The following is a 12,828-nucleotide window of genomic DNA, read 5'->3' on the forward strand; positions in this document are numbered from 1 at the left end:
AAAATAAAAAATTGTGAGTTTTAAGTCACAATTTTATCCAATTTGTCCGCTTCAATCGCGCGCCGGACCTCATATGCAATCCGGCGTCCGGTGCTCATCGGTTTTCTCCAGGTCGCGTTTCCATACGGGTGGCCGACCGACATGTGCACGTTGGTGCCGCCGCCGACACGGGGCGCCACATCATAAATGTAGAAATTCAAGTCTTTGTCCACACAGGTTTGCAGGCAGAACGGCCCGATAATGCCCGGATCGTAGTGTTTTTTACTCGCTTCGACAAATTTTTCCGCCATCTCAAACACATTTTCAAGCAGAGATTCACGCAGCGTTGCCGAGTTGTGTCCGCAAACGGTGTATTCCGGCGTGATTTGCGCGCCTTGAAGTTTCATTTGCTGCGGCGCCGGCAAGCGGGTGTGCCCATCCAGACTGGTTTCAAAGCGCCAGTCAATTCCCAAAATCTCAATCGGGCTCATTTCCTCTTCAATCGGGGAATAAAACATGTCGAAATTAAAAACGGGACCGATAATGTAGCGCTCAATCCGGGCACCGGACAATGCTTCTTTTGTGATGACGCCTTGCTGAATCAACCGGTTGGATTTCTCCAAATATTCTTCGTAGCTGGCCGCCGTGAAAAAGCCGCGCTCTAATTTTTTAACAGCATGCGGCAACTTGACCATCACAAGTGCGTCGATATCTTCCGGATTGTCAATTTTTTCCGGGAAGGGGAGGCCTGCTTTTTCCAAAATCCAGTAATAGCTTTGGGATTCCGAACGCTCTTCACTGCGAAGCATGTTGCGGCTGCCGAGAATCGGAACTTTAAAATCAGATTCAATCGCGTCAATGCTGCAATACGATGTAAAAGAGCGGTTGGGAACCATAAGGACGCTGTCTTCCAATATTTTTTGCTGGTTTTCCGGGCGTAAAATTTCATTGAAATTGTCGTAGACGACGGCCTCATCCACAATTCCACGGATGAGATTTCCTTGGGAATCGCGCTGTGACTTGAAATATTTGGAATACGTCAAATCGCGTCCTTTTTTACAAAACGCAACCGTTTTAAAATTTTCTTCAGCGGCGCCGTCGCACACATCCAACCCGGAGTGAGACGCAATGGTTCCGATTTTAATCTTTTCCGGATTGTTGTAATACTTGTCAATCGTTTCTTTGATTTGGTTTTTTGAAATCATGAAAAACACCTGCGATCAATCTGTAAATATTTGAAATTTGTAATCACTTATAAGAATTAATTTTTGGTAAATAAAAACCGACTTATAAAAAGGAATTGTTCAAACATCTTTCCTTTTGATTTTTGGAAATCTTTTCGAAAACAGACAATTACGGGACAAACAGGACATCAAGAAGCGTTCCCGTTACATAAACTTCAATGGCGGCCGCAACAAGCAGCATCGGAACAATCAAATAAAAATATCCGTACCCGGCCTTGGAGAGTTCTTTGAAAAATGAAGCCCATGTCACTTTCCGGCCGACTAATTTTGAAAAGACCACCGCTCCTAACCGGACCCCGACCCCCGCCGCCAAAACAATAGCCGGAAGTTCAAGAATTCCGTGCGGCAGAATGCCGACCAAAAGATAGGAAAGTCCTTGCGTTCGGACAATGTATTCGGACACAATACCAATCATCAAGCCGTTTGCGATTGCGATGAACAGGGGAAAGAGTCCCAAAACAATACCAAAAGCGATGGCAAAAAGAGCGATCCGCGCATTGTTGAAAAAAATTTGGAGGAAGAGCTGAAACGAATCATCCATGTTCATGCCGCTCATGGCTTGTTCAATCGTTTTCATCAATTCATCGGATAGTTCCGGATTAGACCCGGAAATGAAATAACCGACCGCAAAGCAAATTACAAGAACGACGGCCATCCAAATCGTATAAATCCGGTTGTCGCCCCAAAATTCGGAAATCCGCTCTTTATAGCCGATTTTTTTTTGAGGAATCGGGTCTCCCCAAGCCGGGTCCGGATAAAACGCGCCGGAGTTTTTCGAGCCGATATCCTCCGGATTTTTATTCATCGAATCGCCATTCTTCGAATCGTTTTGTACCGAATCCGAGTTCACCGGATTTATTTTTTCCGGTTCACTTGAAATCGGTTCGTGTCTGTCTTTGCTGCTGTCCATAATTTCCCTCCCGTTTTTTAAATTCCAAAGAATACACGCAAAGAATTGCGGATGGCCGGCGCAAGTCCGAGTATGATAATCACGAATTTGATCGCGTTTTTAATCGTTTCCAGTTGATCTTTGTCTTCGCCGGTACTTTCGGCATCCAGTCCCTTGTCCAAAATCCAAACCACAATCATGAAAATCGCGATTTTTAACGGATACATAACCAGGGCGGACCCGGTTAAATCAATAAGATAAGACGGAAGCACGTGTTTTTCATAATACCCGAAAACTTCAATTCCAATGACCGTTGACGTGGCATCCATCAAATGTGCCATTAAAATCGACAGGTTTAATTTGTCGGAATAAATGGTACTGCCCAGCTTCTTTGCGGCGAGACCGAAAAGCGCGGTCAATGTAAATCCGACACCGACAACCGCAATCGGAACCCACCAATGAGCAACATCGTTGGTGACAAAAAGAACGCCAAATACGGCAACCGCCAAAAAGCAGCCGATGGCGGCAAATGGCCGGTGAAAAGAGGGGACAAATTTAAATTTTTGAAGGAGCAGCGACACCAACAAACATAAAACGGTGACAAGAAAGACAAAGAAATAAATATTTGGCGTAATTAAAACGTAACTGTACGGCGCGGTAATGACACCGGAATCTCCGACCACCCGCAAAGACGCGCCGGCGACCACATACGGCAACGCCGCGAGAATAAAATTTTTATCGACGGAAATTTTCATTTTCCGAAGCGTGTAAATAATAAAATAGACAGCAATTCCGAGAATGATCGCCCACGTCAATGTATTAAAAACGTTGTAGCCGGAATCATAAAGGACCGGATTGATGTAATATGTATAAATAAAATCGGTCAGTGTTTCAGTAAAAGACATAATTTTTCCGTTCCAAGAAAGAATATCCAATAAAATCTAAAAGTACAATCTGTAATTAATGTAATTTCTGTAAGGATGACAGCATTAATACTATAAAAAGATACAATTTGAAAAGACACCATTTGAAAAGACATACATAATGAATACAACCCATGAGGACTGCAAAACATTATGAATCATGAGGACTGCAAAACATTACGAATCATGAGGACTGCAAAACATTATGAATCATGAGGACTGCAAAACATTACGAATCATGAGGACTGCAAAACATTATGATAACAAATGATTGTGTGTTTAAAATGAATTTATGGGACAGCATGCTTTATATTCATTCGTTCATATTTATTTAGAAATAAGGCAAAATTTTCACGTACGGATTTTCATGTGGATTTTAAAATTATTGAAAAACCAATCAGGAATCATGCAAATGAGCAATTTAAAAGAACAAAAGGGGCAATCTTCTTTTCCGGGAGGCCAATGGCGGGAGGATGAGCTTCGGGAATCCAAATGGATGCAGTTTCCACGGGAAGTCATCATCGGAAACGATGTTTTAAAAGAAACGCCGGCGGTTCTTCAAAAATTAAAATTGACCGGAAAGACATTCATCGTCACCGGAAAAAATACGGCGGATGTTGCCGGAAACCTGATTCTCGATATTTTGGAAAAAAGCGGGAACGACTGCTATGTTTATAAATCCGAAAGGGCCTCGATTGAGGAAGTGGAAAAAATTACGGCCATCGCACATGATTTTAAGCCAATGAGTTTTTTGGGTGTCGGAAGCGGACGGTCCATTGATTTGGCAAAATTGGCATCCAAACGCTGTGATGTTCCGTTTCTCAGCGTTCCGACCGCTGCGTCTCATGACGGAATTGCGTCATCCCGCGCATCGATTCATTCGGATGAAAAATCTGAATCTTATGAAGCCCAGGCGCCAATTGCCGTTATTGCGGACACGGGAATTATTTCCCGCGCCCCTTTCCGGCTTCTTGCGGCCGGCTGCGGAGATGTGATTTCCAATTGCACCTCTGTTTTGGATTGGGAACTCGCAAGCCGCCATCAAAATGAGCCTTTTAGTGACTCTGCCGCGCTGATGTCTAAAATGAGCGCGGAAATGATTATGGACTCGGCAGGGCTCATTCGTCCGGGGCTTGACAGTTCCGCGCGGTTGGTGGTCAAAGCACTCGTTTTAAGCGGCGTCGCCATGAGCATTGCGGGCTCTTCCCGGCCGGCGTCGGGCTCGGAACACATGTTCAGCCACGCGCTGGACCGGATTGCCAAAAAGCCGGCGCTTCATGGCGAACAGTGTGCGATCGGTGCCATAATGATGATGTATTTGCATGGCGGTGACTGGAAAAAAATTCAAAACGCATTGATTCAAATCGGTGTGCCGACATCCGCCACGGAAATGGGAATTTCAAGCGAGGAAATCATTGAGGCGCTGCTTTTGGCGCCGACGATTCGTCCGGAGCGGTATACGATTTTGGGAACAGGACTTGCCCCGTCCGCCGCGGAAAAATTGGCAACAGTGACACAAGTGATTTAATAATTCCGGATTTTCAAAAAAAATGACAAAAGGTCATGACAAAAGATTAAAATCAAATAAACCAATCAGTCATCAGTTAAGTTTTCAAATTAATGTGATTTATCAAAGGTTTGAATTATTCCAAGAAATTAAGTGATATGAGGGATGCGAGGGAGAGGAAATGGCGGCAGCTGTTAAAATTACGGTAATCGGTTCTCGTTTGGCGAAGCCCGGCGGTGAATTTTTCTTTATGCAGGAGACGGAAGAGTGCAAAAAATGCCAGGTGCGCGGCACTTGTTTGAATTTGGAATCCGGACGGAAATATAAAATCACATCCATTCGAAACACCAATCATTTGACATGTGCGCTTCATGATGATGGCGTGATTGCGGTCGCGGTTGAAAACGCGCCGGTGGAAGCGTATGTGGATTCCAAAAAAGCGGTTTTAGGATCCAAAGTTGTATATGAGCCGATTTTTGTCCGAAAAGAAGAAGATGACGGCTTAAACTATGCTTTGTTCGCGCCCAAAGGATTGTTAAAAGGAGACAAATGTATTGTGGTTGACGCCTTTGAAGGGTTTGAAAAGGACGGCAAAACATATAAACGTGTCAACTTAGTTTTAGAGTAATAAAATTTTAACAAAAAAATGAGAAAGACTGACAAAAAAATTTAACAAAAAGGTGAATCAATGGCTGAAAAAACACTTCCCTACTATGAATTTTATTCCAAATCCCGCTGGGACAATTGGATTTCTCAAATCAAGAGCAGCGGTTTTTCTCTTCAGGATGAGGAAAAAGTTGAAAAAAGCGCGATGATTTTCGTTAATATGGCGGATGATGTCATTTTGTCTTGTTTAAAGATTTCCGCGCGTTTTGATAAAGGCGCGCTGAATGAGGAAAAAGCGCTTGAAATTTTAGACAGCGTTCGGGAAATCGTGCTGACGGAAGTTCCACCGATATCGGAAGATGCCGATATGATGATTTTTTCCGTTCAGGATTCGCTGAGCTGCTCCATGGCGGCATTTGAAGCGTATTTCTTGGGTGACTACGATGAAAAAGCTGATTTTAAAGCTCTGATTAAAGACGCGGGTGCTGCCGAGCAAGATGAGCAGTTGGATATCGCGTTTTCGATTATCGCAACGCTTGGCGCGGCGGTCATTTCGGGACAGAACTTTGACGAAGAATGTTTAACGATTCTTCCGGAAGAGAGTATCGTTGCCGAGTGGCTGGACGGAATTGATTCGATTGCCGCGGCAATGGTCGGAACCGACAGCTACAAGAATTTCGATGAAGTCGATGATGAAGAATAAAAACAAAAATAAACAGATTTACCTTCTTTTTTAACTTTTCCTTATGTTTTTTTCATTTTATGCCGGCGCCGGCGCGCGTTACAACCGCCCACTTTTAAAACATTTATAAAAACAGCGGGATGGTTTTTTGTTTATTTTGTTGTATTGCCACACTTCATTTTAAAACTTTTAATTTTTAACTTTTAACCTTTTATTCTATTTTTTAAATTTTATCTAAAAACATTTAAATGAAAACAAACCCTGTTCGAATCCATGTCGTCTGCGTCTTTCCCATCTGCCGGATTTAAATCACGCCTTACGGTTTCATTTATTTTTTTAATTCTTTTTGCGGCGTTTTCCCCGCTTTTGTTCCATGAAGCGTCAGCTGCCGCCGTCGATGCGTCCGGACAGGAAATTGTTTTGGAATATTTCTTCCAGCCGGGATGCGGAACTTGTAAACAAACAACGCCTATCATCGACGAATTGGTAGAAAAATATAATATCACGGTTGTCAAATACAATGTTGACCGTCCGAAAAATTATGATTTGTTGAAAGAAAAAGGCTATCCACATGTTCCGGTAGTATACATCGGAACGGAGCGGTTTGAAAGCAACAAAATTTCAGACGGCTATTTAGAAAATTATATTATCAAAATCCTCCGAGGCGAAATTGTTCCCGATTACTCGACTTTGAAAAATTCAAGCGGCATTCCCGAAGGGTCTGCCGACATCCTCACACTTTTCCCATTTTTGTCCGTTTTTGGCAGCGCGGGAACTTGGCTGAACGATTTTGTCTCCGGATCGCCAAAGATTTTCGCGTACACGCTTGGCTTTTTGGCGGGACTTTCCACCTGTTTAATGGCTATGCTTGGCTTTATTTTTGTCTATACGGCCGAAGCGGAAGGACAAGCCTCCGAAAATGAAAAAGCCTTAAATGCGGAAAAATCCGCAACCTCAAAAACAATTACAGGCACAAAAAATCCTGAAAAATCCGCACATTTGGAAGACGGGAACAAAAATTCGAATTTTGCCGGATCAATTCGTTTTACGGATGCCAAAGAAAGCCTGCTTCGGGTTTTTGTCTTTGCCGCCGGTCTGATTTTAAGTTATTTGGTTTTGGGCGTTATTTTCATTTTGTTTGAGAAATCGCTTTCCGGAACACTTTTTTCCATTTTCGGGCATTCGGTTTCCGGAACGACTTTGGTCTCCGCCGTTGTCGGAATTCTTGTCATTGTCATCGGTCTTCATTTGCTCGGATTATTTAATTTGCCGAAATCCTGGGATGAAAAATACAAAACCATTTCCCGAAAATATGTCGCATCCTACCCCGGACTTTTTGTCCTGGGCATATTATTTTCCTTTGTGAAAGTCCCCTGTACATTTCCGTTTTTGCTGGTTCTCATCGACAAAACAGTTTCTGCCGGATCTGATGTCGGATTTTCCGTCTCGGCCTCCGATTTGGGCATGCTTCTCATTTTTTGCGTGGGTGTCATCACCCCGCTCCTGATTGTCGGATTTGTCGGCGGATATGCGCTCACCCAATTGATTCGAAAGTATAAAAAAGAAATCAGAATGGTCAGCGGTATTATTTCCATTTTGCTTGGAATTTGGGTTTTGTTTTATTAAAAGACTCAAATTTCTTCCCAATTCTTTTTTTATTTTTTTGAGCGGTGGCATGCGCGCGTTATGGCATCGGATTTTTAAAAACTTTCAACAAAAACAGTGGGTTGATTTTTTTAAAAATATGAAAACGAGTATTTGGTTTTTCAAATTTTAAAATTGCTGCACCGTATACTGTTTGAGCATTACTGCGTCTGTTTCCACCAACATATCTATTCATAATAACAAATCCGAAAAATTCGGACGCGACCCACATCCGAATTTTCGGGATGGTTTGTCCGGAATAAAAAAAAGCAACGAATCGAATAGAAACGAATCATAAGAGAAATGAATGAAATGAGACAAAAAATGAAATGAAAAAAAGAAATGCGGATTGATTTTTCATCAATCCGAAAAATATCAGCTCATCGCCGTTCATTTAATTGCGGCGGCGCCATTCCGCTGTAGCTGGTCGCCATGTGTTCGGGCTTGACATCCGGAACTTCACGGATGTGTTTGGCGCGCAGAACATCGTCAATCCGAAGAATCATAATTGCGGCTTCCGTCGCAGATTTAATAGAATTGATTTTGACACGCAGCGGCTCGACAACTCCTTCCTTTTCCATGTCCACGATTTTTCCGGAGAAAACGTTGACTCCGGCATTCTTATCTTTGAGATGGGCGGTTCGAAGCGCCAACGTTAAATCAATGACATCCAAGCCGCCGTTTCGAATCAGCGTTTTTGGGATTTCCTCAACGGCATCGGCATAAGCGGAAATGACCCGCTGCTCATAACCATCCACTGTCGGCGCAAAAGCGCGCAAAGCAAGGGCGACTTCGATTTCCGGAGCGCCGCCGCCGGCCATGACTTTTCCATCTTCGATGATGGATTTGACTACCCAAAGCGCATCGTCGACGGACGTGTCAACGCTGTCGGCATGCTGCAGTGTTTCGCCGCGAATGATAATCGTCGCCACTTTTGATTTTTTAGAATCACGGATAAATGTTTTTCCGCCGTCCGCCCTGGGATCTTGTTCCATGAGTCCGGCTTCTCCCAAATCTTGCGCGGAAATTTCACGCGGGTTTCGAATCACTTTCGCGCCGGTCGCATAAGAAACGTGTTCGGCATCTTTTTCTTCAATCGGACGGGAAACATAAATGCCGCGCTTGTCAAAGTATTCCAAAACAATCGGCTTGACCATTTTGGTGGAGAAAATCACATTGGCACCTGTGTCCGCAATTTGTTTGGCAATGTCGAGCATGTTTTGGTGCTCGTTTTCAATGATTTGGTTGCGTTCTTCGGGGGATCCGACCACCATTTTGGATTTGGCTTTGGTTTTATGCGCTTCAATTTCGGCATCGAAAATTGCGATTTTCGGATTTTGAATGATTTTGGGCGCTTTTTTGTTTAAAGAATTGGTGGACAGCGCGATTCCTTCAATCACTTCTGTTTCTTCAATCTTTTTATTGAGTTCGACAATGGAAATAACATCACTGCGGACATCTACAAAACCGTCTTTTTCAATGATTTCCGTGGCTTTGACACAGATATCGGCCAGCATTTCTTTGTGAACGTCGGGCGCTTTTCCGGTAATAGACGTCATTGCTGCTTTTTTAAGGATGGCACGTCCTTCCGGTGTTTTGAAATTGACGGAGATGGCGCGGTCGTTGAGAATTTCAAGCGCTTTGTCTTCCGCCGTTTTGAACCCTTTAACAATAACTGTTGGATGGATTCCTTTTTTAATCAATTTTTCCGCTTTGTCCAAAAGAGCGGCCGACAAAATGACTGAGCTTGTGGTTCCGTCGCCGGCCGTGCTTTCCAATGTCTTGGAGACTTCCACAATCATTTTTGCGGCCGGATGCTCAATGCCAATGTCTTTTAAAATGGTCACACCGTCGTTGGTCATGGAAACCATGCCCAGTTTGTTGATCAACATTTTGTCCATGCCTTTGGGACCCAGCGTGCTTTGAACAAGGCTTGCGACGGCTTTTGCCGCCGTGATGTTCATAAAAATCGCTTCCTTCCCTTTGGTTCTTTCTTTTCCCGGATCTAAAACAATAATCGGACCTGTTTTCGCCATAGAAATCAAATCTCCTGAATAATTCATGTAAGCTGTAATACCGTAATTATGTGATTCATGTAAAAAATGTAAATAGAAAATATAGATAAGAAATTAAAATTTACAATAATTTGTTCTTCACCTACTGTTTTGAGAACTGATTTTCAGATGAAATCTTACAAATAACTGATTAAAGTTCTATAAAAAACCGTCGGTTAAAAATTTCGATAAAAATAGGCAACAGCATGCAAAAAAGAGATAAAAAGAGAGGAAGCTGTCCTGATCAAAACCTTTCAAAAAGAATAAGACCGTTGGATGAATGGATAGAATAATTCATATTATTTCAAATGTTCAGTTTTGATTTTTTATTTTTGTAGGAAATAACGTGTACAAAATCAATCACAAAATCAATCATACTTAAAATCAATATAGAATTCATATAAAAATATAGAAATAAATAATTATTAAAAAATAAATAGTATCATTATATGGTCAATTATTATGAGAGTAATAATATAATTTATATATATTGACGTATTATAATCCAATAAATATTTCTAAATAATATAAATTCTGAATAAGAATATCATAAAAAACGCCTTGGAAATATGAAAAATAAAAGAAATAAAAATGAAAATAAAATGTATGAAATATAATATTGTACAAGAGATTTGTAGTATATTTTAAATATCATATTATAAATACGCTGATTATTTCTAATTGGTTTAATTTATTGATAATTTATAAAAATGATAATAAAAATAATCCAAAAAACAAAAATTTGAATAGAAAAGGGGTTGAACCGTAGATGAAATTAAAATATTCTATTTTATTCGCAGTTGCTGCAATACTTTTACTTTTAGCTGTTTTGCCGATGAATGCAAGCGCAGATGAAATACAAGTCGGAACAGGCGCACCGATTTATACAAATGATGGAACTTATGACACAAGTTTTGCGAAAGCTGTTGCTAATTCAGCAGATGGAGATACCATTGTTGTGTTAAATGATATTACCATTGTCGACCGGGCATATGTTGTCAATAAAAACATAACAATTCAGGGAGTGGATCCAGCCGTTAGGGTCATACGCGGAGCGAATTTTAATACAACTTCGGACACATGGAGAGGTTTTTTTAATCCGGGAATGCTGGAAGTTGCCATCCATGATGATAAACCAAATAAAATTGCAAAAGTCACACTAACAAACATTACTTTCGACGATGCGAATAATCCGGATAATGCAACACAGACAAATAATACACCCGGCTGGTCTAATAGTTCTAACCCCAATTGGAGGAAATGTGTCTATGATTCTGTTTTGTCCGCGTATCATCCAAATGCCACGATTGTCATGGGAGAAGGCTCAAAAATTATAAACACCGGCGGTTACTCGGCAATTTATTTGACCACTGGTGCAAATTGTATTTTGGAAGAGGGGAGCACAATTGGAGGAGATAATGTAGTTGGAAGAGCTCTTATTAACATGAACAACTCAGCTTTGACTTTTAACGCAACAATCACAAATTTTAACAACCAAAATAAAGAGATTATTATTGCAGCTACAAGTTCTATTGATTTTTATGGAAACATTTCTAATTCTAAGGTGTCACATGCCATCTATTCAAATGGAGCGGGTGCTAAATTAAATCTGAAAGAAGGAAGTAAAATATCAAATAATACAATTGCTTCGAACGGAGCTGTTTATATTCAGAACACGAAGAATTCAACCAACCCCTCTGAACTTGGTACAACTATTGATGGCGAAATCTCAAACAATGTTTGTAAAAAGGGAAATGCTGGTGGAATATATATAATTGAAAGTGTTGCAGAAATTACGAAAAATGGAAATATTTCAAATAATACTGTAGAACATAATGATGGCGGTGCAGGCGGTGGTATTTATCTCAATAGCAATTCAATACTTACAATGGCAGGAGGAATCATTTCTGGAAATGAAGCAAAAGGTCTTTTTGATGTAAATTCTGGCTCAAGTAATTATGGAGGTGGTGGCATATCCATCCTCAAGTCCAGCACATTTATAATGAATGGCGGCACGATTTCAAACAACAAAGCTGCTGTTGGTGGCGGTGTTTTTGTTACAGGAAGAACAGACGACGGGAAAATCGGTCCAAGATTCATATTTAATGGTGGAACAATCAAAGATAACATCATTACAGATACCACAAACGCCAGCTATGGAAAAGATATTGCAATTGGAACAACTAAAGCAAATGCATCTTCTGAAAGTTTAGTTGGTACTACAGGCGGTCATTCCATTCTCATCGGAAAAAATGCGATTTTAGGAGATCAGTTAATTGGTGTTTCTATCAGAAATGAGACGGCTCCAACCGAAACCTTGGGCCTCCATCAAGCAGTTAATGTCAGCAATCTTCAATCCACGATGATTTTTGGAACGTTGAATAAAACACAATCCGATACGCTCCAAAGTGCAATAATCGGTCAACATACTACATACAGCGGTGCCATCAAAAACAGTCTGTGGGTAGACTCAAAAACATCCGGAACCTCATTCAGTTTTGTGACCATTCCATACCTCCCACCTTTGCCGCAAGACATTGACAAATTTGAATACCAGGCCGTGGCAGCACCTTTAGATGTAAACTCGGTGATTACAGGCACAAACCAATTTATAACGCCAACCCGTGTTTCAAACGGCTTGGAATTAAAAATTGATACGACCGACGCTGAAAAACAAGGATATGCGGTTGTCATCTTGGCAAAACAAAAATCAGGACCTCTTGACTTGGGAATTTCTCACGAAGGACAAGGAGAATTTTATTTAACAAGCGATCCAACAAAGCCATCCTCCGTCACCCTTAAACCCTCCCCGGAAACGCCATCCAGCGTTACGCTTTATGCAAAAGCGGCTGGCGGCTGGAACATTAAATCCATTACATTAACGGCCGGAGATGGTACTCAAACCCAAAAAACTGTTGTCGGGGATGAAGTAACCGTTGATTACTACGAGCTCGCGTCCGGAACCAACACCATTCATGCCGTCTTTGAAAAACCGGCGGAACCCGGTGGCGGAACCGGCAATGCGACTGTGAGAGACCCGCAAAAGACAGAAGAAATCAGAGGATTTGAACCGCCGACCGAAAACAACTCGACCCCGGTCTCAAAAACATGCAATCCGGTCCCGATTGAGCAGAAAGACAAATGGATGTTTGCAAACATTGCTCTTCTGTTGGCTGCGTTTCTTTTGACAATTCTTTTACTTCTGCTCCTTCGAAAAAGAAAAAAAGAATAAACGAAAAAATTTGAAAAACAAAGATTTAGAAGACAGAAAAACTAAAAGCTAAAAACAGAAAAACTAAA

At 41.5% G+C, this 12,828-nt stretch carries 10 protein-coding genes; 5 read left to right on the forward strand and 5 right to left on the reverse strand.

Going from position 1 to position 12,828, the window contains the following annotated elements; genetic code table 11:
- Positions 1–20 precede the first annotated feature (20 nt).
- From MsAm2_RS05590 to MsAm2_RS05600, 3 genes are all read right to left on the reverse strand, one after another.
- The gene (locus tag MsAm2_RS05590) at positions 21–1,184 is read right to left on the reverse strand and encodes a formate--phosphoribosylaminoimidazolecarboxamide ligase family protein (protein WP_338097278.1); all 1,164 of its coding nucleotides are present in this window, start codon (positions 1,182–1,184) and stop codon (positions 21–23) included.
- Between the two features lie 148 nt (positions 1,185–1,332).
- Positions 1,333–2,133 carry a stage II sporulation protein M gene (locus MsAm2_RS05595; protein WP_338097279.1) on the reverse strand — a complete coding sequence of 267 codons (801 nt, stop codon included), beginning with the start codon at positions 2,131–2,133 and terminating at the stop codon, positions 1,333–1,335.
- 17 nt (positions 2,134–2,150) lie between these two features.
- Positions 2,151–3,017 (reverse strand): DUF63 family protein, encoded by an 867-nt coding sequence (locus MsAm2_RS05600; RefSeq protein WP_338097280.1) that lies wholly within the window; start codon positions 3,015–3,017, stop codon positions 2,151–2,153.
- A 430-nt stretch (positions 3,018–3,447) separates the two neighbouring features.
- Between MsAm2_RS05600 and MsAm2_RS05605 the strand changes: the two genes are divergently transcribed.
- The 4 genes from MsAm2_RS05605 (at position 3,448) to MsAm2_RS05620 (ending at position 7,456) form a co-directional block, all read left to right on the forward strand.
- Positions 3,448–4,563: an NAD(P)-dependent glycerol-1-phosphate dehydrogenase gene (locus MsAm2_RS05605; RefSeq protein WP_338097281.1), complete on the forward strand. Its 1,116-nt coding sequence runs from the start codon at positions 3,448–3,450 to the stop codon at positions 4,561–4,563.
- Between the two features lie 160 nt (positions 4,564–4,723).
- Entirely contained in the window at positions 4,724–5,170 is a 447-nt protein-coding gene (locus MsAm2_RS05610; RefSeq protein WP_338097282.1) for a UPF0179 family protein, read from the forward strand.
- A 60-nt stretch (positions 5,171–5,230) separates the two neighbouring features.
- Positions 5,231–5,851, forward strand: coding sequence for a DUF2150 family protein (locus MsAm2_RS05615; protein WP_338097283.1), 621 nt, complete (start codon positions 5,231–5,233; stop codon positions 5,849–5,851).
- A gap of 252 nt (positions 5,852–6,103) precedes the next feature.
- Positions 6,104–7,456, forward strand: coding sequence for an urease accessory protein UreH domain-containing protein (locus MsAm2_RS05620; protein WP_338097284.1), 1,353 nt, complete (start codon positions 6,104–6,106; stop codon positions 7,454–7,456).
- 58 nt (positions 7,457–7,514) lie between these two features.
- Here MsAm2_RS05620 and MsAm2_RS05625 read toward each other — a convergent pair whose 3' ends face one another.
- Positions 7,515–7,670 (reverse strand): hypothetical protein, encoded by a 156-nt coding sequence (locus MsAm2_RS05625; protein WP_338097285.1) that lies wholly within the window; start codon positions 7,668–7,670, stop codon positions 7,515–7,517.
- A gap of 184 nt (positions 7,671–7,854) precedes the next feature.
- Entirely contained in the window at positions 7,855–9,510 is a 1,656-nt protein-coding gene (gene thsA / locus MsAm2_RS05630) for a thermosome subunit alpha (RefSeq protein WP_338097286.1), read from the reverse strand.
- A gap of 853 nt (positions 9,511–10,363) precedes the next feature.
- On the opposite strand from thsA, the gene MsAm2_RS05635 reads away from it, so the two are divergent.
- A complete protein-coding gene (locus MsAm2_RS05635; RefSeq protein WP_338097287.1) occupies positions 10,364–12,760 on the forward strand; it encodes an autotransporter outer membrane beta-barrel domain-containing protein in 2,397 nt (798 codons plus the stop codon).
- Positions 12,761–12,828 lie beyond the last annotated feature (68 nt).

The sequence above is a fragment of the Methanolapillus ohkumae genome (assembly GCF_032594355.1).
GTDB classification, from domain to species: domain Archaea; phylum Halobacteriota; class Methanosarcinia; order Methanosarcinales; family Methanosarcinaceae; genus Methanolapillus; species Methanolapillus ohkumae.

What these genes read in the sequence shown, in the direction of transcription:
- MsAm2_RS05635 (WP_338097287.1), top strand. Translation starts at nt 10,364, where the DNA reads ATGAATGCAAGCGCAGATGAAATACAAGTCGGAACAGGCGCACCGATT.
- MsAm2_RS05610 (WP_338097282.1), top strand. Translation starts at nt 4,724, where the DNA reads ATGGCGGCAGCTGTTAAAATTACGGTAATCGGTTCTCGTTTGGCGAAG.
- thsA (WP_338097286.1), bottom strand. Translation starts at nt 9,510, where the DNA reads ATGGCGAAAACAGGTCCGATTATTGTTTTAGATCCGGGAAAAGAAAGA.
- MsAm2_RS05590 (WP_338097278.1), bottom strand. Translation starts at nt 1,184, where the DNA reads ATGATTTCAAAAAACCAAATCAAAGAAACGATTGACAAGTATTACAAC.
- MsAm2_RS05600 (WP_338097280.1), bottom strand. Translation starts at nt 3,017, where the DNA reads ATGTCTTTTACTGAAACACTGACCGATTTTATTTATACATATTACATC.
- MsAm2_RS05625 (WP_338097285.1), bottom strand. Translation starts at nt 7,670, where the DNA reads ATGAATAGATATGTTGGTGGAAACAGACGCAGTAATGCTCAAACAGTA.
- MsAm2_RS05595 (WP_338097279.1), bottom strand. Translation starts at nt 2,133, where the DNA reads ATGGACAGCAGCAAAGACAGACACGAACCGATTTCAAGTGAACCGGAA.
- MsAm2_RS05620 (WP_338097284.1), top strand. Translation starts at nt 6,104, where the DNA reads ATGTCGTCTGCGTCTTTCCCATCTGCCGGATTTAAATCACGCCTTACG.
- MsAm2_RS05615 (WP_338097283.1), top strand. Translation starts at nt 5,231, where the DNA reads ATGGCTGAAAAAACACTTCCCTACTATGAATTTTATTCCAAATCCCGC.
- MsAm2_RS05605 (WP_338097281.1), top strand. Translation starts at nt 3,448, where the DNA reads ATGAGCAATTTAAAAGAACAAAAGGGGCAATCTTCTTTTCCGGGAGGC.